We start from the raw sequence: 24,268 nt of genomic DNA, 5'->3' as shown, positions 1-24,268 counted from the left end.
GCGCAGGCCTTATTGGCTAGCGCTGGGCTTCGAAATTAAGCAGTTTGCTGGCTACACGGTTGCTGTCGACTTTATAGCTGCCATCGGCAATCGCTTGCTTCAACTCGGCCACGCGGGCGTTGTCGACGGCAGGCTGGTCGCGCAGCTTGTCAGTGATCTTCTGCAACTGTTGAGCCTCATTACTGAGGTGTACCGACTCCCCGCTGGTGCTGGCCTGTTCGGCCGGAGTGTTCAGCGGCGCGGATTTGTCGGCGTCGCCGGTTTCCTTGCTGGCGCTGGTGCGCGTGCTGCCGGTGAGTGAGGGAGAGCTGTTTAAACGGCTGAAATCGATGACCATGGTAAAAAAACCTCTGGGTATTTGGACGCTTGACTTGTTTTCGGCAATACGCCGGAAAACTTTAGGCTCAAATATCGATAAGCCCGCACGCGCCGCTGTTGCCCTGCATGGGCCACAGTTTAGGGGGCAACAGTGCACAGCGCCAGTCGTCTACATGGCGACTTCCACCTGTCCCGGCGCGGTGATCCGCGCTTTGATGACCCGTTGTGAATTGAGGTTCTTGACCCGTATCTGCTCGCTCATGCCGCCATTGGACAAGGCTTCGCCGGGCATTTTCACGTTCAGCGTGCCGCTACGAGCAGAGATCACCACCTGATCGCCCTTGCGTACCACTTCCGCCTGTTCCAGGTGAACCAGGGTGACGAGCTGGTCGGCGACCATTGGTCGGACAAGCTTCTGCCCAATGGCCTGGTCCACTGAAGTCAGATAGCCCTGGTTGATCTGGCCGATATCGCGCTCGCGCAGCATCACGTCTTCGGGGCTGATGATGCCGGCGCGCTTGAGTGGCCGCGTGGTGGTCACCACCTCGCGGAACAGCTTGACCTGGGCGGGCACGAATACGGTCCAGGGCGAGGCGCCGTCGCAACGGACGCGAACGGTCACGCGTCCCAGCGGTTGCGCCGGGCTTTCCAGGGTCGCTGTCAATTCCTTGTCGCAGTGCGGCATGCGCAGCCGCGGGTCGAGTTGATTGACTTGGATCTCGTAGCGCCCAGGCGTTTGACTGGTGGCTAAATAGTCTTCTACGGTGAATTCAAGAAACCCCTGAGTGACGCCGATAAGTAGATCAGGCAGGGTTACCGAGTCAGCAACGGCAGGATGGCCAGGGTTTAAAAAAAACAAAGCCGACAGCCCGTACAGCAATCTGCGGTAGTTTGATGTCAGGCGTCGGGAAAATGTCGTTTTGGCGTTCATAACAGTTAAAAAGCAAGCGCCGTGCCGTTTAGCGATGAGCGCGCGTCGGAACTTAAGCTTTGGGGAGTCTGGGCATGGCTGGTGTAATGGATTCGGTGAACCAGCGCACGCAACTGGTAGGGCAGAATCGCCTTGAGCTGTTGTTGTTCCGTCTCGACGGGCAGCAGCTCTATGGGATCAACGTGTTCAAGGTTCGGGAGGTGCTGCAATGCCCCAAACTGACGTTGATGCCCAAATCCAGTCCTGTGGTGTGCGGTGTCGCGAATATTCGTGGGGCGACCATTCCGATCCTGGACCTGGCGATGGCCACCGGTTCAGGCGGGTTGCAGGATCTGAGCAACCCCTTTGTCATCATCACTGAGTACAACACCAAGACCCAGGGGTTTCTGGTGCGGTCGGTCGAGCGCATCGTCAACATGAACTGGGAGGAGATCCATCCGCCACCCAAGGGGACGGGGCGCGATCACTACCTGACGGCGGTGACGCGGGTCGACAATCAGTTGGTGGAAATCATCGACGTCGAGAAGGTGCTGGCCGAGGTCGCGCCGACGCCCGAGACCATTTCGGTCGGTGTGGTGGATGTCGAGACTCAGCACAAGGCTGTTTCACTGCGGGTACTGACGGTCGATGACTCGTCGGTGGCGCGCAAGCAGGTCACGCGTTGCTTGCAGACCGTGGGGGTCGAGGTGGTGGCCTTGAACGACGGCCGACAGGCGCTGGATTACCTGCGCAAGCTGGTCGACGAGGGCAAGAAACCTGAAGAAGAGTTTCTGATGATGATCTCCGACATCGAGATGCCGGAGATGGACGGCTACACCCTCACGGCCGAAATACGCAACGATCCACGCATGCAAAAGCTGCATATCATCCTGCATACTTCGTTGTCAGGTGTATTCAATCAGGCGATGGTGAAGAAGGTCGGTGCCGATGACTTCCTTGCCAAGTTTCGTCCTGATGACCTGGCATCCCGGGTTGTCGACCGGATCAAAGCAGCAGATAACAGCTAGGGATATCCATCCCTGGCGGTCACACGATTTAAGAGGCGGCATCATTGTCTACGGGTAATTTGGATTTCGAACAGTTCCGGGTGTTCCTGGAAAAAGCCTGTGGGATCTTGCTGGGTGAGAACAAGCAATATCTGGTGTCGAGCCGTCTCAACAAACTGATGGAACAGCAAGGCATCAAGTCCCTCGGGGAGCTGGTTCAGCGCATTCAGTCCCAGCCGCGCAGCGGTTTGCGAGAGATGGTGGTCGACGCCATGACCACCAACGAAACCCTGTGGTTTCGCGATACCTATCCATTCGAGGTGTTGAAGAACAAGGTCTTGCCGGAGGCGATCAAGGCCAGCCCCAACCAGCGCTTGCGCATCTGGTCGGCGGCCTGTTCCTCGGGGCAGGAACCCTATTCGTTGTCCATGTCGATCGACGAGTTCGAGAAGACCAACATGGGGCAACTGAAGATGGGGGTGCAGATCGTTGCCACCGACCTGTCCGGGACCATGCTGAACAACTGCAAGACCGGCGAGTACGACAGCCTGGCGATCGGTCGCGGTTTGTCGGCCGATCGCCTGCAGCGCTATTTCGATCCCAAGGGGCCGGGGCGCTGGGTGGTCAAGGCGCCGATCAAGAGCCGGGTCGAGTTCCGCTCGTTCAACCTGCTGGACAGCTATGCCAGCCTGGGCAAATTCGATGTCGTGTTCTGCCGCAATGTGCTGATCTACTTCTCCGCCGAGGTGAAGAAGGACATCCTGATGCGCATTCACAGCACCCTGAAGCCGGGTGGTTACCTGTTTCTCGGGGCTTCCGAGGCGCTCAATGGATTGCCCGACCACTACCAGATGGTCCAGTGCAGCCCTGGGATCATTTACCAGGCGAAGTAAGATTGTCGTTGTTGAAAAAAGAGGCCTTCGGGCCTCTTTTTTTGTGCCTGCGATTTTGCCAGCGCAGAAGAGGCGGCAACCGCTGCATTGCCGCTTTGCTGACGTTTCGCGGAAATGCCTTGCCGCTTTTCTGGCATTGCCGCTTTGCCGCTGCCGGCAAAGCCTTGATTTACGGGCTTTTAGCACTTGGCACGCGGCTTGCTTTATCCCGTTTACGAAAAATCTGGTCGAAGGTTTCCCGACATGAGCATCAGCTTCGATAAAGCGCTCGGCATTCATGAGCAGGCTCTTGGTTTTCGCGCCAAGCGTGCCGAGGTGCTGGCCAACAACATCGCCAACGCCGACACCCCGAACTACAAGGCTCGGGATCTGGACTTCTCTGCCGTGCTCGCCGAGCAGAACGAGAAAGCCAAGAATGGCACCTTTGCCCTGAACATGACCAACAGCCGGCATATCGAAGCTGAAGGCCTGGGCAGCGGCGACGAATCGCTGCTGTACCGCACACCGATGCAGCCGTCGATCGACCAGAACACCGTGGATGCCCAACTGGAACAGTCGAACTACGCCGAGAACTCGGTGAACTTCCAGGCCAGCTTCACGCTGCTCAACAGCAAATTCAAAGGGCTGGTGTCAGCCCTGCGCGGAGAGTAATCCATGTCCCTCGCCAGTGTTTTCAATATTGCCGGTAGTGGCATGAGTGCCCAGACCACTCGCTTGAACACCGTCGCCAGTAACATCGCCAACGCCGAGACAGTCTCCTCGAGCATCGACCAGACCTACCGTGCGCGCCACCCGGTGTTCGCCACCATGTTCCAGGGCGCGCAAAGCGGCGGCAGCGAGTCGCTGTTCCAGAATCAGGACGCGGCCGGTCAGGGCGTTCAGGTGCTGGGTGTGGTCGAGGACCAGAGCAACCTCGAGGCGCGTTACGAGCCTAACCATCCGGCCGCCGACGCCAAGGGGTATGTCTACTACCCCAACGTCAACGTGGTGGAAGAAATGGCCGACATGATTTCCGCCAGCCGCTCGTTCCAGACCAACGCGGAAATGATGAACACCGCCAAAACCATGATGCAGAAGGTCCTGACCCTCGGTCAGTGATAAGGGGCGACTCAGATGAGTGTTACCGATACCACCAGTGGCCTGACGCTCAAGGAGATCCTTGCGAACTCCTCGAAGAAAACCCCGACCACCAGCAATGACGGCTTGGCCGCGGCCACCAATAGCGTCAAGGGCAAAAATGAGCTGGGCAAGGACGCGTTCCTGAAGTTGCTGGTGACCCAGCTGAAAAACCAGAACCCGCTGGACCCACAGGACAACAGCGCGTTCGTTGCCCAGTTGGCGCAGTTCTCCACCCTGGAAGGGATCACCACCCTCAATACCTCGGTGAACTCCATCACTGGCAACTACAAGTCGTCCCAGGCCCTGCAGGCTTCGTCCCTGGTGGGTCGTTCGGTGATCGTCCAGACCGGTACCACTCAGGTCGACACCACCAAGAGCATGACCGGTTCGGTGACAGTGCCTACCGGAGTCAGCGGCGTCACCGTGACCATCACCGACAAGGATGGCAAGACGGTCAAGACCCTCGACCTGGGAAGCCAGAAGGCCGGCAGTACCAGCTTTGTCTGGGACGGTACCAAGACCGACGGCACCAAGGCCGATCCGGGCAATTACACCTTCAAGGCCAGCACAAAGATCGATGGCAAGGCGACCGACCTGGTCACCTACCTGCCGGCGACGGTCAACAGCGTCACCATCAGCCAGACCGGCGGTGAGCTGATGTTGAACCTCGCGGGACTGAGCAGCCCCGTGGCGCTCTCCAAAGTTCAAACCATTGGTATCTAGAGCCGACTAACGCGGCACAAGGAGTGGAATATGTCTTTTAATATCGGCCTTAGCGGTCTCTATGCTGCCAACAAGCAACTGGACGTGACCGGCAACAACATCGCCAACGTGGCAACCACCGGCTTCAAATCGTCCCGTGCCGAGTTCGCCGACGTCTACTCGGCCACCAAATTGGGCACCGGTAGCAAGACCATAGGTAATGGCGTGCGCCTGGCCAACGTTTCCCAGCAGTTCGGCCAGGGCGACGTGAACAACACCGGCAACGTACTGGACATGGGTATCCAGGGTTCGGGTTTCTTCGTGCTGAGCGACAACGGCTCGCTGACCTACACCCGCGCCGGTACCTTCAAGACTGACAAGGACGGCTACATCACCAACACCGATGGCACTGCCCGCCTGCAAGGCTATGCGGTCGATGCCAATGGCAAGATCGTCAACGGCGTGCTGACCGACCTGCGTATCGACACCTCGAACCTGTCGCCGAAGGCCACCAGTTCGGTGTCCTCGACCATCAACCTGAACTCCACCGCGCCGGTCATTGACCAGAGTGTGACAGGTTTTGCCTTCGATCCGACCAAGGTGGAAACCTACACCAAGCAGTTCAGCACACCGATCTATGACAGCCAGGGCAACGAGCACAAGCTGGACCAGTACATGGTGAAAACCGGTGCCAACACCTGGAAGACCTACACCCTGGTCGATGGTCGTAACCTCGATGGCTCCGCTCCGACCACCACCGGCGCTACGGCTCCAGTCGCATCGACCATGAATTTCGACTCCGCCGGCAAACTGGTTTCGGTCATCACTCCGCCTGCTACTACACCTAATCCGGGCAACAACCTGACCCTGGCGGGTTGGGTGCCTGGCACTGTGACCAACGGTACGTGGAAGGCCAACGGTGCCAGCGCCAATGCTGGCGGCGTAACCATCTCCATGACCAGCACCACGCAGTTCAACGCCGATACCGCGCGTTCGCTGCCGGTGCAGGACGGCTACGCCACTGGCCAGATCACCAACCTGACCATCGACGGCACCGGTACCCTGTTCGCCAACTTCAGCAACAGCCAGAACAAGGCCATCGGCCAGATCTCCCTGGCCAGCTTCACCAATGAACAAGGTTTGCAGCCGGTAGGCGGCACCAGCTGGAGAGAAACCTACGCTTCGGGCGTACCGGGTTACGATGCTCCACAAACCGGCACCCTGGGTTCGATCGTGTCCAACTCCCTGGAAGAGTCGAACGTCAACCTGACCAACGAGCTGGTGGACCTGATCAAGGCCCAGAGCAACTACCAGGCGAACGCCAAGACCATCTCCACCCAGAGCACCATCATGCAGACCATTATTCAGATGACCTGATAATGGCTGGCTGACAGCGCTCGAAAAAAAGCCCCTCACTGCAGGGGCTTTTTTGTACCCGCAAGATTCATTCACCGCAATCTGCTTCTGTAGGGGCGAAGCTTGCTCGCGATGAGTCATGACGCTCAGGTGGGGGCAGCCGGTAGCGGCTGCGGAGGACGGATAGGGCGGCTTTTCCCCAGGCCAAAGAAAACCCCCGGCAGGCAGGGCCTGTCGGGGGTTCGGATAAGCGCCGGGAGGCGCCTATCGGCTCAGCTTATTGGCAAGCTTCGCAATCCGGCTCGTCGATGGCGCAAGCCTTCGGCACTGGAGCAGGACCGGCTGGAGCCGCCAGGACCGAGTCGTCACCGTGGTTGCCGCCGCTGGAAACAGCGTTCAGCTTGCCGGTGTTGATGGTCGACTTCTCGGTGCTGGTCGCGGCCAGGGCACGGAGGTAGTAAGTGGTTTTCAGACCACGGTACCAAGCCATGCGGTAGGTCACGTCGAGCTTCTTGCCCGAAGCGCCGGCGATGTACAGGTTCAGCGACTGAGCCTGGTCGATCCACTTCTGGCGACGGCTGGCGGCGTCGACGATCCACTTGGTTTCCACTTCGAAGGCAGTCGCGTAGAGCTCCTTGAGTTCTTGCGGGATGCGCTCGATCTGCTGCACGGAACCGTCGTAGTACTTCAGGTCGTTGATCATGACCGAGTCCCACAGGCCACGAGCCTTGAGGTCGCGAACTAGGTACGGGTTGATCACAGTGAATTCGCCCGACAGGTTCGATTTCACATACAGGTTCTGGTAGGTCGGTTCGATCGACTGCGACACGCCGGTGATGTTGGCGATGGTTGCGGTCGGTGCGATGGCCATGATGTTGGAGTTGCGAATACCTTTCTGTACACGGGCGCGCACTGGTGCCCAGTCCAGGGTTTCGTTCAGGTCGACATCGATGTACTTCTGGCCACGGGACTCGATCAGGATCTGTTGCGAATCCAGCGGCAGGATGCCTTTGGACCACAGCGAACCCTGGAACGTCTCGTAGGCGCCACGCTCGTCGGCCAGGTCGCAGGAAGCCTGGATCGCGTAGAAACTCACCGCTTCCATGGACTTGTCGGCGAAGTCGACAGCGGCATCGGAACCGTAAGGGATGTGCTGCAGGTACAGCGCGTCCTGGAAGCCCATGATCCCCAGGCCGACCGGACGGTGCTTGAAGTTGGAGTTCTTCGCCTGCGGTACCGAGTAGTAGTTGATGTCGATCACGTTATCGAGCATGCGTACAGCGGTGTTCACGGTGCGTTGCAGCTTGGCGGTGTCCAGCTTGCCGTCGACGATGTGGTTCGGCAGGTTGATCGAGCCGAGGTTGCAAACGGCGATCTCGTCCTTGTTGGTGTTCAAGGTGATCTCGGTGCACAGGTTCGAGCTGTGGACCACGCCCACGTGCTGCTGCGGGCTGCGCAGGTTGCACGGGTCCTTGAAGGTCAGCCAAGGGTGGCCGGTTTCGAACAGCATGGACAGCATCTTGCGCCACAGGTCTTTGGCCTGGATGGTCTTGAACAGCTTGATCTTGCCGTATTCGCACAGGGCTTCGTAGTACTCGTAGCGCTCTTCGAAGGCCTTGCCGGTCAGGTCGTGCAGGTCCGGCACTTCCGATGGCGAGAACAGGGTCCACTTGCCGTCGTCGAAGACGCGCTTCATGAACAGGTCGGGAATCCAGTTGGCGGTGTTCATGTCGTGGGTACGACGACGATCGTCACCGGTGTTCTTGCGCAGCTCGATGAACTCTTCGATGTCCATGTGCCAGGTTTCCAGGTAGGCACACACAGCGCCTTTGCGCTTGCCACCCTGGTTCACGGCTACCGCGGTGTCGTTCACCACTTTCAGGAACGGCACGACGCCCTGGGACTTGCCGTTGGTGCCCTTGATGTAGGAGCCCAGCGCACGCACCGGAGTCCAGTCGTTGCCCAGGCCGCCGGCGAATTTCGACAGCATGGCGTTGTCGTGGATGGCGCCGTAGATGCCCGACAGGTCGTCCGGCACGGTGGTCAGGTAGCAGCTCGACAGCTGTGGACGTAGGGTGCCGGCGTTGAACAGGGTCGGAGTCGAAGCCATGTAGTCGAAGGACGACAACAGGTTGTAGAACTCGATGGCACGGTCTTCGCGTTGTTTTTCTTCGATTGCCAGGCCCATGGCCACGCGCATGAAGAAGACCTGTGGCAGTTCGAAGCGCACGCCATCCTTGTGGATAAAGTAACGGTCGTACAGGGTCTGCAGGCCCAGGTAGGTGAACTGCTGGTCGCGCTCGTGGTTGATCGCCTTGCCGAGTTTCTCCAGGTCGAATTCGGCCAGCACAGGGTTCAGCAGTTCGAACTCGATACCTTTGGCGACATAGGCCGGCAGTGCCTTGGCGTACAGGTCGGCCATTTCGTGGTGAGTGGCGCTCTCGGCCACTTCCAGGAAGCTCAGGCCTTCGGCGCGCAGGGTGTCCATCAGCAGGCGGGCGGTCACGAACGAGTAGTTCGGCTCGCGCTCAACCAGGGTGCGCGCGGTCATCACCAGGGCGGTGTTGACGTCCTTGAGCGCTACGCCGTCGTAGAGGTTCTTCAGGGTTTCGCGCTGGATCAGGTCGCCGTCGACTTCTTCCAGGCCTTCGCAGGCTTCGGTGACGATGGTGTTCAGGCGGCCCATGTCCAGAGGCGCGAAGCTGCCGTCGGTACGGGTGATGCGGATCGACGGGTGAGCCTGCACCGGCTCTTCGCCTGGGGTGCGGGTGGCGCGCTCTTTGGCGCGCGAGTCACGGTAGATCACGTAGTCGCGGGCAACTTTCTGCTCGCCGGCGCGCATCAGGGCCAGTTCGACCTGGTCCTGGATCTCTTCGATATGGATGGTGCCGCCCGAAGGCATGCGACGCTTGAAGGTGGCGGTGACCTGCTCGGTCAGGCGAGCGACGGTGTCGTGGATTCGCGACGAAGCGGCAGCGGTGCCGCCTTCAACTGCGAGAAACGCTTTGGTGATGGCGACGGTGATTTTGTCATCGGTGTAAGGAACGACAGTGCCGTTACGCTTGATCACTCGCAGTTGGCCAGGCGCGGTGGCAGACAGATCCAGGTTGGAATCGGCAGCCTGCGGCGCTTTGGCCTGCGGGTTCTCGCGAGTTGTGTCGGTTTGCATGGGTGTCTCCACGTTCTCTATGTTTGTTTGGGCACCCTTTGGGTGCCCACCGTTCCGTCCTGAAGCACTACAACCGGCGCACGCCGGGCATAACGACTTCGGGACAGTTCAGGAAGGGGGGCTGTTGGCGCCGCTTCCATGCCGAAGTCATAGGTCGCGAGCCAGTGGCTCGTGACCGTATTCCTGGTGGGTGACAGTCATGTACTGCAACACCCGTACCGTTTTCCTCGCCGTGGGCTGGAAAACCGCAGCCATCCGCACGCGCGGTTTGGCTTCTGAAAATCCGATTGGTTCCACCAAACGAGTGCAAGAAAAGCGCTTGAGTTTCTTGTCTGATTTGTGTTTGGTTTTTGGCCTGAAACCCTAGATGTAGGGTTTTTTTGCGGCCGAGCTACAAGATAATGCGTTTTTGGGGGTGATTGCAACGTACAGCCTGTGGATAAGGTTGTGCGTAAATTGTGTATGAAGCAGGTAAGCCTCACGCAGGCCGCAGCAGGGCTGGATCCTACCGTTTGTCACTGTTTTTTACCCTGTAAAACTGCCCGGGGCGGATTTTTGCGGGCGCGAACCCTATCACAAAAAAACGCCTTTACCGAGCGCATTCAGCGCCTTGTGTTCACGGCCTTTGCCGTTGCTACAATCGGGCCTTCCAGACATTGTTTTATCCATCTCACATTACAAAAAGACGGGCGGATTCTTCCTGAGCCCGTATCTGGCAAGCAGAGGTCACCGTGGAGCAAGAAGCGTGGCAGATATTGATCGTCGAGGACGATCAGCGACTGGCCGAGTTGACCTGTGAATATCTGCAGAGCAATGGATTGCGTGTCGCCATCGAAGGTAATGGCGCCCTGGCCACGGCGCGGATCATTGCCGAACAACCCGATCTGGTGATCCTCGACCTGATGCTGCCCGGCGAGGATGGCCTGAGCATTTGCCGCAAGGTCCGCGATCGCTACGACGGGCCGATCCTGATGCTGACCGCGCGCACCGACGACATGGACCAGATACTGGGGCTGGACACCGGTGCCGACGATTACGTGTGCAAGCCGGTCCGTCCGCGGCTGTTGCTGGCCAGGATCCAGGCCCTGCTGCGGCGCAGCGAACCCGTGGAAAGCAGCGCGCCGGAGAAATCCCGGCGCCTGCAATTCGGCCCGCTGGTGGTGGACAGCGCCTTGCGCGAGGCCTGGCTGCACGAGGCCGGGATCGAGTTGACCAGCGCCGAGTTCGACCTGCTCTGGCTGCTGGTGGCCAACGCCGGGCGCATTCTGTCCCGCGAGGAAATCTTCACCGCCCTGCGCGGCATCGGCTATGACGGCCAGGACCGCTCCATTGATGTGCGCATTTCGCGGATCCGTCCGAAAATCGGCGACGATCCGGAGCACCCGCGGCTGATCAAGACCATCCGCAGCAAGGGTTATCTGTTCGTCCCTGAAGCCGCTGCCGACCTGTCGCCGTGAACTCCATATTCCTGCGCATCTACGGCGGCATGTGCGCCGCCCTGATTCTGGTGGCGCTGTTGGGCGTACTGGCGCTGCACCTGCTCAATCAGGTGCGCAGCGAGCAATACCGCGAGCGCCTGGCCCACGGCACGTTCTCGCTGATGGCCGACAACCTGCAACCCATGAGCGAGATCGAGCGCCGTCGAGCCCTGGCGGTGTGGGAGCGCCTGTTGGGCATTCCGCTGACCCTGCAAACCTTCACCCAGACCGGTCTCGACCTCGGGCAGCGCAACCGCGTGCTGCGCGGCCAGGCCCTGGTGGAGCAGACCGGGCCTTACGCGGCACGGGTCTACCGTCTGGTCAGCGAACCTGAGCAATTGTTGCTGACCGGTGAAGTGCAGCAGATCAGCGAGCAACTGGCGCGGGCGACTATCTATCTGCTGGCCGACGAGCTGGTGCGCTTTCCGGTGGCCGAGCAGCCGGAACGCCTGGCGGCACTGAAAAAGAACAAAGGCTTTGGCTTCGACATGCACCTGGTCACCCAGGACGACGCGGACATGGACGAGGACCAGCGTCGCCGGGTTGCCGAGGGCGATACGGTGATGGCGCTGGGCAAGGGCGGTGATTCGATCCGTGTGTTCGCAGGGATGGTGGGCACGCCCTGGGTGCTGGAAATCGGCCCGCTGTACCAGATGAATCCCTACCCGCCGCAATGGCTGGTGTTGATCGCGGTGCTGGGCCTGAGCCTGATCGGCCTGATCGTCTATTTATTGGTACGCCAGCTGGAGCGACGCTTGCGTGGCCTTGAGTCGGCGGCCACGCGTATTGCCAAGGGCAGCCTGGAAGCCCGGGTGCCGGCCGGTGGCGCCGACTCGGTGGGACGGTTGGCGGCGGCCTTCAACGGCATGGCCGAGCATTTGCAGCGCTTGCTGGCGATCCAGCGCGAGCTGGTGCGTGCGGTGTCCCATGAGTTGCGCACGCCAGTGGCGCGCCTGCGCTTTGGCCTGGAGATGATCGGCTCGGCGACCACCCCACAGGCCCGGGACAAGTACATGGAGGGCATGGACAACGATATCCAGGACCTCGACCGGCTGGTGGACGAAATGCTCACCTATGCGCGGCTGGAGCAGGGTTCGCCAGCGCTGAACTTCCAGCGCATCGACCTGGACGCGCTGATCAACCAGGTGATCAGCGAGCTGGCGCCGTTGCGGGCGCAGGTCAAGGTGCAGCGTGGTTCGTGCCTGTCCGCGGCGGATTGCGATGGCGCCTGGGTCGAGGCCGAGCCGCGCTACCTGCATCGGGCGTTGCAGAACCTGGTGAGCAACGCCATGCGCCACGCCGAGTCGCAGGTGCTGGTCAGTTACCAGGTGGGGCAGATGCGTTGCCGGGTCGATGTCGAGGACGATGGTCCGGGGGTTCCGGAAAGCGCCTGGGAGCGGATCTTCACCCCGTTCCTGCGCCTGGATGACAGCCGTACCCGCGCTTCGGGTGGGCACGGCCTGGGGTTGTCGATCGTGCGGCGGATCATTCACTGGCACGACGGCCGGGCGTTGATCAGCAGGAGCAAGACCCTCGGCGGCGCTTGCTTCAGCCTGAGCTGGCCACGGCATCAGGATAAAGGTTGAGGGCTTGCGCTCAGGTTCGTCCGGGCATCAAGCCCGGATGCTGACCAGGCTCAGCAGTTGCCCGTCCTGCTGGGCGAATTGCGCATCCAGTTCACTGCCATTGCGCCATTCGTTGGACAGGTCGGTCAGCAGGCGCAGGCGAACCTGGCCGCTGGCCGTCCACTCCAGCACTTCGGCGTGTTCGAAATAGAAGCGTTGCCGGACGATCGGGTACAGCGCCTTGAACAGGCTTTCCTTCACCGAAAAGGTCAGGGTGACCCAGAGCGCCAGTTGTTCCCGCGGGGCGGCGGCCATGCGCTGCATTTCGGTCGGGATGAGGATTTCCCCCGCCAGGCGTTCCGCCCGTTCGCTGTTGAGCAGGTTCTCCAGGTCCATGCCCAGCCCGCGCCAATGCTCCTTGCGCGCGACAATTGCCGCGGCACGCCCGGTGCTGTGGGTGATCGAGCCGCTGATGTGCGTCGGCCAGATTGGCGCCCGGTCCTCGCCGATCGGCGGAATGCAGTCCAGGCCGTCCAGGCGTTGCAGGGCGGCGCGGGCGCAGAAACGCCCGGCGAGAAACTCGGCCTGCCGTTTCGCCACCGAACGTTGAATGCTCGCGGGCGGCTCGATGGCGCTGAGCTGGAAGTCATCGCTGGCCAGGCGCGAGGCATCGAAATGGGTGCCGAGCAGGACGACGTCCGGCAGGGCGTCGGGCAGCGGCCACTGGTCGTCGAGTGGGGTGCAGCAGGCGGGGAGGGTGGGGATGAGATTCATGCCAGGCATTTTGCCGGGTTGTAAGGCTGGAGGGTAGCCTGGCAAGCACCGGCCTCGATGCCGCCGCCCCGGGAATTGAAGTCTCGGGGCGGTCGACGCGGGGTCAGCCGAACAGCTTTTTGAAGAACTCTCGCATGTCTGCCCATGAGCGTTCATCGGCGGCCTTGCTGTAGCCGATGTCCAGCCCGCCATGTTCGCCGTGGCTCATGCGGTCGGCATCCGGATTGCTGAAGCTGTGCTTGGCGCCCTCGAGGTTGACGAACCGGTAGTCGGCGCCGGCCTTGTCCATTTCTGCCTTGAAGGCGCTGACGTTATCGGCGGTGACCATGCTGTCGAGGGCGCCGTGCTCCACCAGGATTTTCGCCTTGACGCTGCCGGGAGTGGCCGGGGTGCTGGTGACCAGGGCGCCATGGAAACTCACCACGCCGAGCAGGGGCAGGCCCTGGCGCGCTGCGTCCAGCACCACCTTGCCGCCGAAGCAGTAGCCGATCGCGGCCAGCTTGGCCGGGTCGGTCTGTGGTTGTTTCTTCAGCAGGTCGAGCCCGGCCTTGAAGCGCGCGCTGGCGGCGGCACTGTCTTTCGAGGCGGTCTGCATGAAGGCCATGGCGTCTTTCGGGTGCTCGGTGTTCTTGCCGTCGCCGTACATATCGATGGCCAGGGCGCTGTAGCCCAAGGCCGCGAGATCCCGGGCCCGGCGTTTGGCGTAGTCGTTCAGGCCCCACCATTCATGCACCACCACGACTCCTGGGCGTGGCCCTTTCAACACGTCGTCATAGGCGTAGTAGCCGATGAGCCGGGTACCGTCGGGGCTCTGGTAGGGGATTTCCTGGGTCTTGATGGCTGCCTGGCTCAAGCCGCAGAAAGCCAACAACAAGCAAGCGAAAAGCGCGCGCATGGTCCGTTCTCCTTTTAAAAGACTGCCAGACAGCCTAGTCGATTTGATTCAGCCGAGGTTCAGAGTGTGTTCAGGGGGAGTTCAGGGCGGGGTCGGTAGTCTGGCTCCCGTACCCAAAAACACATAGCGAATGAGGAAACACCCATGACTACTTTCAAGAAGATGATCCTGGCCTTCACTGTTCTCGGCGCCAGCGCTGTCGTCCAGGCCGCCGACAGCAACTTCGCCAGCCTTACCTATGGCCAGACCAGCGACAAGGTCAAGAAGTCCAGCCTGCTCAACAGCAACCTGAACAACCCGAACGCCGACGGTGTGATCGGCAAGGACAACACCTGGGGCGTGCGCCTGGGTCAGCAGAATGACCAGCACCGCTACTACGCCACCTACGACAATGTCTCCGGCTCGCACAATGGCATTAAACTGCGCCAGGAAAACCTGCTCGGCAGCTACGATGTGTTCCTGCCGGTGACCAGCAGCACCAAGCTGTTCGGCGGCGGTACCGCGGGCCTGACCAAGCTGACCCAGGATTCCCCAGGCTTCAGCCGCGACAGCGATATCGGTTATGCCGTCGGCGTGCAGGCCGGTGTCCTGCAGCAGGTTTCACAGAACACCTCGGTCGAACTGGGTTACCGTTACCTGCGCAGCAATGCCAGCACCGAGATGAGCGAGCGCAGTGGCAGCAAGCAGGGTTCGCTGAGCCTGACCAGCAGCGCCCAGACCTACCTGTCGGCCAACTACGCTTTCTAAAATATTGTCCTGGTTCTGAGCGCGCCGGATCTGCCAAGGCAAGATCCGGCGTTGCCATATATACGATCAGGGCGCCTGAGCGCCCTTGGAGATGTCGAATTTTGCCTGGGAGAGCTGCATGAAACTGCTCGTCGTTGAAGATGAGGCGCTGCTGCGCCATCACTTGCAAACCCGCCTCACGGACAGCGGCCATGTGGTCGAGTCCGTGGCCAATGCCGAGGAGGCGCTGTATCAGACCGAGCAGTTCAACCATGATCTGGCGGTGATCGACCTGGGCTTGCCGGGCATGGGCGGGCTGGACCTGATCCGCCAGCTGCGCTCGCGGGGCAAGGCGTTTCCGATCCTGATCCTGACGGCACGCGGCAACTGGCAGGACAAGGTCGAAGGGCTGGCCGCCGGCGCCGACGACTATGTGGTCAAGCCCTTCCAGTTCGAGGAGCTGGACGCACGCCTGAATGCGCTGCTGCGTCGCTCCAGCGGGTTCACCCAGTCGACCATCATCGCCGGCCCGCTGCTGCTCGACCTCAATCGCAAGCAGGCTTCGCTCGACGAACAGCCGCTGGCGTTGACCGCCTATGAGTACCGGATTCTCGAGTACCTCATGCGCCACCATCAGCAGGTGGTGGCCAAGGACCGGCTGATGGAGCAGCTGTACCCGGACGATGACGAGCGCGATCCGAACGTGATCGAGGTGCTGGTCGGCCGCCTGCGGCGCAAGCTGGAAGGGCCATCGGGCTTCAAGCCCATCGATACCGTGCGTGGCCTGGGTTACCTGTTCAACGAGCGCTGCCGATGATCCGATCGTTACGCCTGCGCCTGATGCTGGCGGCCACGACGCTGGCGGTGCTGTTCATGCTGGCGTTGTTGCCGGCCATGCAAGGCGCGTTCAGCCTGGCGCTGCAGGATTCCATCGAGCAGCGCCTGGCCTCCGACGTGACCACGCTGATCTCGGCGGCCCGGGTCGAGAACAATCACCTGCAAATGCCGGCGCAACTGCCGGACGAGCGCTTCAACCTGACCGACAGCCGTCTCCTGGGTTACATCTACGACCGGGAGGGGCGGCTGGTCTGGCGCTCCAAGGCGACCCAGGAAGAGAACATCAACTACAAGCCACGGTATGACGGGCGCGGCAACGAGTTCGCGCGTATCCGTGAGGTCAACGGCCAGGAGTTTTTCGTCTACGACGTCGAGGTCAAGCTGCTGGGCGGTAAAAGCGCGGCGTTCAGCATCGTCGCCTTGCAGCCGGTGCGTGAGTACCAGCTGACCCTGGAAGGAGTGCGGGAAAACCTCTACCTCGGGTTCGGCGCTGCGTTGCTGGTGCTCCTGGCGCTGCTCTGGCTCGGCCTGACCTGGGGCTTGCAGGCATTGCGCCGGCTGAGCCAGGAGCTGGACGAAATCGAGAGTGGCACCCGGCAAAGCCTCAGCGAAGAACATCCACGCGAACTGTTGCGCCTGACCGGCTCGTTGAACCGCCTGCTGCACAGCGAGCGCGAGCAACGCAGCCGTTATCGCGATTCCCTGGATGACCTGGCCCACAGCCTGAAGACCCCGCTGACGGTGTTGCAAGGGGTCAGCGAGGACATGGCCCTGCGTCCTCAAGACCGCGAACAGGCCTGGGTGCTGCAGACCCAGATCGAACGCATGAGCCAGCAGATCAGCTACCAGCTGCAGCGCGCCAGCCTGCGCAAGAGCGGCCTGGTGCGCCACCAGGTGCGCTTGCGCCCGGTGCTGAAAAGCCTGTGCGACACCCTCGACAAGGTCTATCGCGACAAACAGGTGCGGGTCTCGTTCGATCTGCCGGAGCGCTGCTATGTGCCGATCGAGCATGGAGCCTTGCTCGAATTGCTGGGCAACCTGCTGGAGAACGCCTACCGCCTGTGCCTGAGCGAGGTGCGCATCAGTGTCCGCCAAGACCTCCACGGCGCGCAGTTGTGTGTCGAGGACGATGGGCCGGGCGTGCCGCCGGACCAGCGGGCGCGGATTCTCCAGCGCGGCGAACGGCTGGATCGCCAGCATCCGGGGCAGGGGATCGGCCTGGCGGTGGTCAAGGACATCATCGACAGCTACGGCGCGCAACTGACCCTTGGCGATTCCACCTTGGGCGGGGCGGCGTTCCGCATTCACTTCCCGGCGATTTGATCGGCGCGCTCAGGTTTCCTGGGCGCGGTAGGCGCCCGGGGTCAGCCCGGTCCACTTCTTGAACGCGCGGTGAAAGGCCGATGGCTCGGAAAAGCCGGTCTGCTCGGCGATCTGTTGCAACGACAGGTCGGCCCGACGCAGGTGGTAGATGGCGATATCGCGCCGCAACTGATCCTTCAATTCCTGAAAACTCGTACCTTCTTCGCGCAAGTGCCGGCGCAGGGTCTGTGGGCTGATGTGCAGGTGCTGGGCGATGCTTTCCAAGTCCGGCCAATGGTTGCTGTCGCGGCTGAGCAGGCGGCGCAGTTGGCTGCTCAGGCTGTCGCCGTCGTCCGGGCGGGCCAGCAGGTCGGCGGGGGAGCGCTCGAGAAAGTGCTTGAGGGTTCGTTCGTCCTGCAGCAGCGGCATGCTCAGGTAGCGGCTGTGGAACAGCAGGCTGCTGCAGTCGCGGGAAAACACCAGGGGGCAGGGGAACAGCAGGTCGTATTCGTTGCCGTGCTCGGGTTTCGGGTAGCTGAAACAGGCCTGCTCGAGGCGGATGCGCTGGCCGATCAACCAACTGCCGAGGCGATGCCAGATCACCAGCAGGCTCTCGCTGAGAAAGTGGTCCGGGTCCCACAGCGCGGCGTCGTCCAGGCTCAGGCGGGTCATGTCCCCTTCGCGCGTCAGGCTCAGCCGCGGTGCCTGGGGGAACAGGCTATAGAACAGCAGGCCGCGCTGCAGGGCCTTTTCCAGGTTGCTGCAGTGGATCAGGGCGTGGCACATCATGGCGAAGGTGCCGCGCTTGCTCGGGCCGTCGCCAAACCCCAGGTACTCGTCGTCCAGGACTTGCCAGAGCTGTTGCAGCAGGCTGGCGAACTGCTCGGGGGCGATACGGGCCTTGGGTTCGTTGAGCAGTTCGAGGCTGATGCCCAGGGTCTGCAGCAGCTCCGAATAGTCGTAGCCCCGCCGGCGCGCCCCGCCCAGGGCGGCGCGGGCGAAATGACTGGCGATGGTGCGTTCGCGCATGAAGGTTGATCCGTCCATTAAGTGGCGGATGTTAACAGCCGACAACGACTAGGCAAGGCGGATATCCGCCAAATTGTAGGACGAGCGTCGGGCGATGGGCGGAAATCCGCCACTTCATGTAGGGGCAGGGAGAGCGAAGGCTAGCGCAAACCCTGATGTCCAAAGACCTTCAGGGATTCTGGGCAAGCTGGCACGGGCTTTGCGATAGCGAGTAAGGAGAAGGGAGCAACGAAAGGTGTTCCCCGCAGCTCTACACAACAAATCCCTCCAGTGCAGGAGGGTTCGCACTTTAGGCGTCGTGTGCATCGATGGATGGTGTGCAACGGTGCTCTTGAGGAACTTTGCAATGACGACTCGTCAGCCACTGTACAAATCCCTGTATTTCCAGGTGATCGTTGCCATCGCCATCGGCATCCTGCTCGGTCACTTCTACCCGCAGACCGGTGTGGCCCTCAAGCCCCTGGGTGACGGGTTCATCAAACTGATCAAGATGGTCATCGCACCCATCATCTTCTGTACGGTCGTCAGCGGTATCGCGGGCATGCAGAACATGAAATCGGTGGGCAAGACCGGTGGCTACGCGCTGCTGTACTTCGAAATCGTTTCGACCATCGCCCTGCTGATCGGCCTGGTCGTGGTCAACGTGGTGCAGCCGGGCAACGGCATGCACATCGACGTGTCCACTCTGGATGCCTCGAAAGTGGCGGCCTACGTCACCGCCGGCAAGGACCAGAGCATCGTCGGCTTCATCCTCAATGTCATTCCGAACACCATCGTCGGCGCCTTCGCCAACGGCGACATCCTGCAAGTGCTGATGTTCTCGGTGATCTTCGGTTTCGCCCTGCACCGCCTGGGTGCCTATGGCAAGCCGGTGCTGGACTTCATCGACCGTTTCGCCCATGTGATGTTCAACATCATCAACATGATCATGAAGCTCGCGCCGATCGGTGCGCTGGGTGCCATGGCCTTCACCATCGGCGCCTATGGCGTGGGTTCGCTGGTGCAGCTGGGCCAGCTGATGATCTGCTTCTACATCACCTGCGTGCTGTTCGTGCTGGTGGTGCTGGGCGCCATCTGCCGCGCCCACGGTTTCAGCGTGCTGAAGCTGATCCGCTACATCCGTGAAGAGCTGCTGATCGTGCTGGGTACTTCCTCCTCGGAATCGGCCCTGCCACGCATGCTGATCAAGATGGAACGCCTCGGCGCGAAGAAATCGGTAGTGGGCCTGGTGATCCCCACCGGCTACTCCTTCAACCTCGACGGTACTTCGATCTACCTGACCATGGCGGCCGTGTTCATCGCCCAGGCGACCGACACCCACATGGACATCACTCACCAGATCACCCTGCTGCTGGTGCTGCTGCTGTCTTCCAAAGGTGCTGCGGGCGTGACCGGTAGCGGCTTCATCGTGCTGGCGGCGACCCTGTCGGCTGTGGGGCATCTGCCGGTGGCCGGCCTGGCGCTGATCCTGGGTATCGACCGTTTCATGTCCGAAGCCCGCGCGCTGACCAACCTGGTGGGTAACGCGGTAGCCACCGTAGTGGTCGCCAAGTGGGTCAAGGAGCTGGACGAAGACCAGTTGCAGGCCGAGCTGGCTTCCGGTGGTCGTGCTATCAGCGACACTCGCGAAGAAGATGACCTGGGCGTTGCCGAAGGCCCAACCCCGACGTCCGTGAAGTAACTTCACCACGTCGATGAAAAACCCGCTGCGGCGGGTTTTTTCATGCCCGGAGTTTGAGCGCAACGGTCAGCCCGGGTGGCGCTTGCGGTGATTGCCGGACCTCGAGACGCTGCCTACTCTGTGGGCAGTCAATCGGCAAGGGAGGGTGCTCATGCAAGGGCCACTGGCGTCACTCAAGGTACTGGATTTCTCCACGCTGCTGCCGGGGCCGTTCGCCTCCTTGCTGCTGGCGGACATGGGCGCCGAGGTGCTGCGCATCGAATCGCCGACCCGCATGGACCTGCTGCGCGTGCTGCCGCCCCACGATCAGGGCGTCTCCGCCAGCCATGCCTACCTCAATCGCAATAAGCGCAGCCTGGCGCTGGACCTCAAGCAGCCCGAGGCGCTGGAGGTGATCCGCCAACTGGTGCTGGAATACGACATCGTCCTGGAGCAGTTCCGCCCCGGGGTGATGGAGCGCCTGGGGCTGGGCTACGAGGCGCTGAAGGCGCTGAACCCGAAGCTGATCTATGTCTCGATCACCGGTTACGGCCAGACCGGCCCGTACCGGGATCGCGCCGGCCACGACATCAATTACCTGGCCCTGGCGGGCCTGGCCAGCTACACCGGGCGCAAGGACAGCGGGCCGCTGCCCCTGGGCATCCAGGCGGCGGACATCGCCGGCGGTTCGCTGCATGGGGTCATCGGCCTGCTGGCGGCGGTGATTGCCCGCCAGCACAGCGGCCTGGGGCAGCACCTGGACGTGAGCATGACCGATTGCGTGTTCAGCCTGAACGCCATGGCCGGGGCCGGCTACCTGGCGTGCGGAATCGAGCCCGCGGCGGAGCAGCAGGTGCTCAATGGCGGCAGCTTCTATGACTATTACCGCAGTCGGGATGGTCGCTGGCTGTCGGTGGGCAGCCTGGAGCCGCCGTTCATGCAGGCGCTGTGCAAGGCCCTGGGGCGTCCGGAACTGGCGGCCCAGGGGCTGTCGCCGCAGCCGGAACAACAGCAGGCGCTCAAGCAGGCCTTGCAGGTCGAGTTCGAGAAGCACGATTTTGCCAAGCTCTGCGAGTTGTTTGCTGGGGTCGACGCCTGCGTCGAACCGGTGCTGGGCCTGGCGGAGGCGGTGGTGCATCCGCAGTTGCAGGAGCGGCAACTGGTCAGCCAGGTGCCGCGTGGCGATGGCAGCTACCAGGCGCAGATGGCCTGTCCGTTGAAGTTTTCCCAGGGGCTGCCGGAGCCGCGGCATATCGGGGCGGAACTGGGCGCCCATAGCGACCAGGTGCTGGCTGAGCTGGGTTACAGCGTGCAGCGCATCGCCGAACTGCGCCAGGGCCGGGTCATCTTGTAGGGCGCCGGGCCGGGTTCACTCCACCCGCATCTCGCCGCTGAACACCAGGGTGTGCCGGCAACGCCGACACAGATAGCGTCGGCCCTGGGTGACCAGGCGATGGCGCTGGGCGGAAAACGGAAAGTCGTTGTCGCAGGGGCAGCGGTAGATGTAGCGGGTCACGCTGCGGCGCTGTATCTCGTAGGTGTGGCAGCGATTGGGCGGCAGTTCGTACACGCCGCGCATGATCAGTTGCCATTCTTCGCCGTGGGGCTGAATGCGCTCGCCGAACAGTTGGTGGGCGATCAGGTGCGCGACTTCATGGGCCACGGTCTGTTTGAGGAAGTCTTCGGTGTTTTCCCGGTACAGCTGCGGGTTGAAGCGCAGCAGGTTCTCGTGCAGGTGGGCGACACCGGCTTTCTGGCCGCGCAACTTGAGGCTGACCACCGGGCGTTTGAAAGGTCGTTTGAAAAAGGATTCAGCGAGTTGGAAACAGTCTTCGACGCGGGTATTGAGTTGCTCGGGCATGCTTAACGGCTCTCCAGAGCGGGTGAGTATGCCGCAAAGCCGATGCATTCCGAATCGTCCAGGCGCCGAATGGTCGTTGCGCAGATTAGAAGGCCGCCTTGCGGCGGCCTGTGTTGGCAGATTGTGTTGGTTTTTTGAGCGACGTCAGTTGGTGTAAACGGGGCCGACGCCAAGACCCCAGACGATCACGGTGAACGCCATGATCGCGACCAGCACCACCAGCCCAACGGCCAGTACGGAGCTTGAGAACAGGAAACCTTCGTCCGAGGGAATGTTCATGAAGGTCGGCAACCCGACATACAGCAGGTAGACGGTGTAGCAGATGGCGGCCGTGCCGACGATCATGCCGAGCCACATGTGCGGATACAGCGCCGCCAGGCCACCGATGAACAGGGGCGTCGCGGTATAGGTGGCGAACGCGATGCAGCGCGCGAGGCTCGGGCTGGCGTCGTAGGTGCGGGCCATCCAGTGGACGAAGGCACCCATGACCGCAACCCCGCCCAGCATCGCCAGGTACGACATGATGGTCATCCACAGCGCGCTTTCCATGGTCAGCATGACCGGTGCCCGATTGCCGATGACCCAACCGACCTGGGTGGTGCCGATAAACGCCGAAATCGCCGGAATCGCCGCGAGAATCAGCGTGTGGGTGAGGTACATGTGGCTGATGCTTTCCTCTTCGTCGCCACGTATTTCTCGCCATTCCTGATCGGGGTGGGTGAAGAGTCCCACGACATGATGAATCATAGTCAGTCACTCCTTTGTTATTGCCATCGCCCCCCAACGGAGCGCCTACGGGCCAGCGGCCAAGTAAGTAAAGGTCTGAATATGTGTGCGACCTTATGTCGCAGTATAGAAAGGACTGACCTGCAAAGGTCATGGGTGTTAGAGCAAATCGCGCTGTCGGCGCGGCTGGTAATCGCATTCGGCGATTTGATCGGTCGACTGGCGCCCGGCGCTTCGCCCGCGCGCAGTTTTTGCGTAAAATGACCGGCTTTTCGTCACACACCGCGGATTTCAAGCGCCATGGGCACTCTTACGGTCAACCAGAACAAACTGCAGAAACGCTTGCGCCGCCAGGCCGGGGAAGCGGTCGCCGACTTCAACATGATCGAAGACGGCGACAAGGTCATGGTCTGCCTGTCCGGCGGCAAGGACAGCTACACCATGCTCGATGTGCTGATGCACCTGCAGAAGGTTGCACCGATCAAGTTCGACATCGTCGCCGTGAACATGGACCAGAAGCAGCCCGGGTTCCCCGAGCACGTATTGCCGGCCTACCTCGAGACGTTGGGCGTGGAATACCACATCGTCGAGAAGGACACCTATTCGGTGGTCAAGGAACTGATACCGGAAGGCAAGACCACCTGTTCGCTGTGCTCGCGCCTGCGTCGCGGCACCCTGTACACCTTCGCCGACGAGATCGGCGCGACCAAGATGGCCCTGGGTCACCACCGGGACGACATCGTCGAGACCTTCTTCCTCAACATGTTCTACAACGGCTCGCTCAAGGCCATGCCGCCCAAGCTGCGGGCCGACGACGGGCGTAATGTGGTGATCCGCCCCCTGGCCTATTGCAGCGAGAAGGACATCCAGGCCTATTCCGACCTCAAGCAGTTCCCGATCATCCCGTGCAACCTCTGCGGCTCCCAGGAAAACCTGCAGCGCCAGGTGGTCAAGGAAATGCTCCAGGAATGGGAACGCAAGACCCCGGGCCGTACCGAAAGCATTTTCCGCGGCCTGCAGAACGTGGTGCCGTCGCAGCTGGCGGACCGCAACCTGTTCGACTTCACCAGCCTGAAGATCGATGAAACCGCGGCTTCGCGTTTCGTCAATGTGGTGAACCTCTGAGTCGTCTCGCGGCTCTGTATCGTGGAATCACGGCGCTCCTCTGAGCGCCGTTTCTTTATCGTCATTAGGAGAGGGCATGCGCGATTACAAGTGGCTGCACGAATACTGTCTGAACCGCTTCGGTTCGGCGGCCGAGCTGGAAGCCCATCTGCCGGTGCCGAAAACCCCGGCGCAATTGCGCAAGATCAGCGATGACCGTTACCTCTCGACCCTGGCCCTGCGGGTATTCCGCGCCGGCTTGAAGCACAGCCTGGTGGACGCCAAGTGGCCGGCCTTCGAAGAGGTGTTCTTTGGCTTCGACCCACAGAAAGTGGTGCTGATGGGCGCCGAGCACCTCGAGCGGCTGATGCAGGACACGCGGATCATTCGCCACCTGGGCAAGCTCAAGAGCGTGCCGCGCAATGCGCAGATGGTGCTCGACGTGGAAAAGGAGAAGGGCAGTTTCGGCGCCTTGATCGCCGACTGGCCGGTGACCGACATCGTCGGCCTGTGGAAGTACCTGGCCAAGCACGGTCACCAGTTGGGCGGCCTGTCGGCCCCGCGCTTTCTGCGAATGGTCGGCAAGGACACCTTCGTGCCGACCTATGACGTGGTGGCGGCGCTGAATGCGCAGCAGATCATCGACAAGGTACCTAGCAGCCTCAAGGACCTGGCCACCGTGCAGGGCGCCTTCAACCAGTGGCACGCCGAAAGTGGCCGGCCGCTGTGCCAGATCTCGATGATGCTGGCGTATACGGTCAATCACTGATCCGGCAATTGGGTTGGGTTCATCGCGGGCAGGCCTCGCTCCTACAGAAGCATTCGGTGTTCTGTGGG

Annotated in this window: 25 protein-coding genes; 17 read left to right on the top strand and 8 right to left on the bottom strand. The window is 61.5% G+C overall.

The window, feature by feature from the left end:
• Positions 1–16: 16 nt before the first annotated feature.
• Complete coding sequence (gene flgM, locus C4K27_RS23105; RefSeq protein WP_053262278.1) at positions 17–337, bottom strand: flagellar biosynthesis anti-sigma factor FlgM; 321 nt, start codon at positions 335–337, stop codon at positions 17–19.
• A 150-nt stretch (positions 338–487) separates the two neighbouring features.
• Positions 488–1,249: a flagellar basal body P-ring formation chaperone FlgA gene (gene flgA / locus C4K27_RS23100; RefSeq protein ID WP_009050304.1), complete on the bottom strand. Its 762-nt coding sequence runs from the start codon at positions 1,247–1,249 to the stop codon at positions 488–490.
• Between the two features lie 74 nt (positions 1,250–1,323).
• On the opposite strand from flgA, the gene C4K27_RS23095 reads away from it, so the two are divergent.
• Genes C4K27_RS23095 through flgE form a run of 7 tightly spaced genes read left to right on the top strand, consistent with a single transcriptional unit; the run spans position 1,324 to position 6,326 of the window.
• Complete coding sequence (locus C4K27_RS23095; RefSeq protein WP_007921626.1) at positions 1,324–2,256, top strand: chemotaxis protein CheV; 933 nt, start codon at positions 1,324–1,326, stop codon at positions 2,254–2,256.
• 44 nt (positions 2,257–2,300) lie between these two features.
• Positions 2,301–3,128: a protein-glutamate O-methyltransferase CheR gene (cheR, locus tag C4K27_RS23090; RefSeq protein ID WP_007921627.1), complete on the top strand. Its 828-nt coding sequence runs from the start codon at positions 2,301–2,303 to the stop codon at positions 3,126–3,128.
• 2 nt (positions 3,129–3,130) lie between these two features.
• Entirely contained in the window at positions 3,131–3,391 is a 261-nt protein-coding gene (locus C4K27_RS23085) for a hypothetical protein (protein WP_125738103.1), read from the top strand.
• A complete protein-coding gene (gene flgB / locus C4K27_RS23080) occupies positions 3,372–3,779 on the top strand; it encodes a flagellar basal body rod protein FlgB (protein WP_007921628.1) in 408 nt (135 codons plus the stop codon). Before C4K27_RS23085 ends, flgB begins: the two co-directional genes overlap by 20 nt.
• A gap of 3 nt (positions 3,780–3,782) precedes the next feature.
• Positions 3,783–4,226 carry a flagellar basal body rod protein FlgC gene (gene flgC / locus C4K27_RS23075; protein ID WP_007921629.1) on the top strand — a complete coding sequence of 148 codons (444 nt, stop codon included), beginning with the start codon at positions 3,783–3,785 and terminating at the stop codon, positions 4,224–4,226.
• Between the two features lie 15 nt (positions 4,227–4,241).
• Complete coding sequence (gene flgD, locus C4K27_RS23070; protein ID WP_053262277.1) at positions 4,242–4,970, top strand: flagellar hook assembly protein FlgD; 729 nt, start codon at positions 4,242–4,244, stop codon at positions 4,968–4,970.
• A gap of 30 nt (positions 4,971–5,000) precedes the next feature.
• On the top strand, positions 5,001–6,326 hold the full coding sequence (flgE, locus tag C4K27_RS23065) for a flagellar hook protein FlgE (RefSeq protein WP_053262276.1): 1,326 nt from the start codon (positions 5,001–5,003) through the stop codon (positions 6,324–6,326).
• 256 nt (positions 6,327–6,582) lie between these two features.
• Here the strand turns inward: flgE and C4K27_RS23060 are convergent, their stop codons facing one another.
• Complete coding sequence (locus C4K27_RS23060) at positions 6,583–9,474, bottom strand: ribonucleoside-diphosphate reductase subunit alpha (protein ID WP_007921632.1); 2,892 nt, start codon at positions 9,472–9,474, stop codon at positions 6,583–6,585.
• Between the two features lie 199 nt (positions 9,475–9,673).
• Between C4K27_RS23060 and C4K27_RS31310 the strand changes: the two genes are divergently transcribed.
• The 3 genes from C4K27_RS31310 to C4K27_RS23050 all read left to right on the top strand — a co-directional run bounded on the left by C4K27_RS31310 (position 9,674) and on the right by C4K27_RS23050 (position 12,538).
• Entirely contained in the window at positions 9,674–9,841 is a 168-nt protein-coding gene (locus tag C4K27_RS31310) for a hypothetical protein (RefSeq protein WP_155274260.1), read from the top strand.
• Between the two features lie 364 nt (positions 9,842–10,205).
• Positions 10,206–10,931 (top strand): winged helix-turn-helix domain-containing protein, encoded by a 726-nt coding sequence (locus tag C4K27_RS23055; RefSeq protein ID WP_053262275.1) that lies wholly within the window; start codon positions 10,206–10,208, stop codon positions 10,929–10,931.
• Positions 10,928–12,538: an ATP-binding protein gene (locus C4K27_RS23050; RefSeq protein WP_007931766.1), complete on the top strand. Its 1,611-nt coding sequence runs from the start codon at positions 10,928–10,930 to the stop codon at positions 12,536–12,538. Before C4K27_RS23055 ends, C4K27_RS23050 begins: the two co-directional genes overlap by 4 nt.
• A gap of 27 nt (positions 12,539–12,565) precedes the next feature.
• On the opposite strand, the gene C4K27_RS23045 is transcribed toward C4K27_RS23050, so the two are convergent.
• Both C4K27_RS23045 and C4K27_RS23040 read right to left on the bottom strand, forming a co-directional pair.
• The gene (locus C4K27_RS23045) at positions 12,566–13,291 is read right to left on the bottom strand and encodes a 4'-phosphopantetheinyl transferase family protein (RefSeq protein WP_053262274.1); all 726 of its coding nucleotides are present in this window, start codon (positions 13,289–13,291) and stop codon (positions 12,566–12,568) included.
• A 103-nt stretch (positions 13,292–13,394) separates the two neighbouring features.
• The gene (locus C4K27_RS23040) at positions 13,395–14,186 is read right to left on the bottom strand and encodes a dienelactone hydrolase family protein (protein ID WP_053262273.1); all 792 of its coding nucleotides are present in this window, start codon (positions 14,184–14,186) and stop codon (positions 13,395–13,397) included.
• A gap of 144 nt (positions 14,187–14,330) precedes the next feature.
• Between C4K27_RS23040 and C4K27_RS23035 the strand changes: the two genes are divergently transcribed.
• The 3 genes from C4K27_RS23035 (at position 14,331) to C4K27_RS23025 (ending at position 17,072) form a co-directional block, all read left to right on the top strand.
• Positions 14,331–14,933: a hypothetical protein gene (locus C4K27_RS23035; RefSeq protein ID WP_007931772.1), complete on the top strand. Its 603-nt coding sequence runs from the start codon at positions 14,331–14,333 to the stop codon at positions 14,931–14,933.
• Positions 14,934–15,051: 118 nt separating this feature from the next.
• Positions 15,052–15,729, top strand: a complete 678-nt coding sequence (locus C4K27_RS23030; protein WP_007931776.1) for a response regulator — start codon at positions 15,052–15,054, stop codon at positions 15,727–15,729.
• Positions 15,726–17,072 (top strand): ATP-binding protein, encoded by a 1,347-nt coding sequence (locus C4K27_RS23025; protein ID WP_007931779.1) that lies wholly within the window; start codon positions 15,726–15,728, stop codon positions 17,070–17,072. The genes C4K27_RS23030 and C4K27_RS23025 overlap by 4 nt, the downstream gene beginning before the upstream one ends.
• A 9-nt stretch (positions 17,073–17,081) precedes the next feature.
• On the opposite strand, the gene C4K27_RS23020 is transcribed toward C4K27_RS23025, so the two are convergent.
• Entirely contained in the window at positions 17,082–18,080 is a 999-nt protein-coding gene (locus C4K27_RS23020; RefSeq protein WP_053262272.1) for an AraC family transcriptional regulator, read from the bottom strand.
• 346 nt (positions 18,081–18,426) lie between these two features.
• Here C4K27_RS23020 and C4K27_RS23015 point away from each other — a divergent pair, with 346 nt between their 5' ends.
• Together C4K27_RS23015 and C4K27_RS23010 are read left to right on the top strand one after the other, a co-directional pair.
• Positions 18,427–19,761, top strand: coding sequence for a dicarboxylate/amino acid:cation symporter (locus tag C4K27_RS23015; RefSeq protein WP_007931783.1), 1,335 nt, complete (start codon positions 18,427–18,429; stop codon positions 19,759–19,761).
• 151 nt (positions 19,762–19,912) lie between these two features.
• Complete coding sequence (locus tag C4K27_RS23010) at positions 19,913–21,094, top strand: CaiB/BaiF CoA transferase family protein (RefSeq protein ID WP_053262271.1); 1,182 nt, start codon at positions 19,913–19,915, stop codon at positions 21,092–21,094.
• 15 nt (positions 21,095–21,109) lie between these two features.
• Here the strand turns inward: C4K27_RS23010 and C4K27_RS23005 are convergent, their stop codons facing one another.
• Positions 21,110–21,601: a SprT family zinc-dependent metalloprotease gene (locus C4K27_RS23005; protein ID WP_053262270.1), complete on the bottom strand. Its 492-nt coding sequence runs from the start codon at positions 21,599–21,601 to the stop codon at positions 21,110–21,112.
• 144 nt (positions 21,602–21,745) lie between these two features.
• Positions 21,746–22,348 (bottom strand): Yip1 family protein, encoded by a 603-nt coding sequence (locus C4K27_RS23000; RefSeq protein WP_007931790.1) that lies wholly within the window; start codon positions 22,346–22,348, stop codon positions 21,746–21,748.
• A gap of 279 nt (positions 22,349–22,627) precedes the next feature.
• On the opposite strand from C4K27_RS23000, the gene ttcA reads away from it, so the two are divergent.
• Both ttcA and C4K27_RS22990 read left to right on the top strand, forming a co-directional pair.
• Positions 22,628–23,452, top strand: a complete 825-nt coding sequence (gene ttcA / locus C4K27_RS22995) for a tRNA 2-thiocytidine(32) synthetase TtcA (protein WP_007931792.1) — start codon at positions 22,628–22,630, stop codon at positions 23,450–23,452.
• A 76-nt stretch (positions 23,453–23,528) separates the two neighbouring features.
• Positions 23,529–24,200, top strand: a complete 672-nt coding sequence (locus tag C4K27_RS22990) for a DNA-3-methyladenine glycosylase I (protein WP_009045127.1) — start codon at positions 23,529–23,531, stop codon at positions 24,198–24,200.
• The last annotated feature ends 68 nt before the right edge of the window (positions 24,201–24,268 follow it).

The sequence above is a fragment of the Pseudomonas chlororaphis subsp. chlororaphis genome (assembly GCF_003945765.1).
In the GTDB taxonomy this organism is placed as follows: Bacteria; Pseudomonadota; Gammaproteobacteria; order Pseudomonadales; family Pseudomonadaceae; genus Aquipseudomonas; species Aquipseudomonas chlororaphis.
Note: the sequence above shows the minus strand (reverse complement) of the source record. Positions and strands in the feature narration are given on the sequence as shown.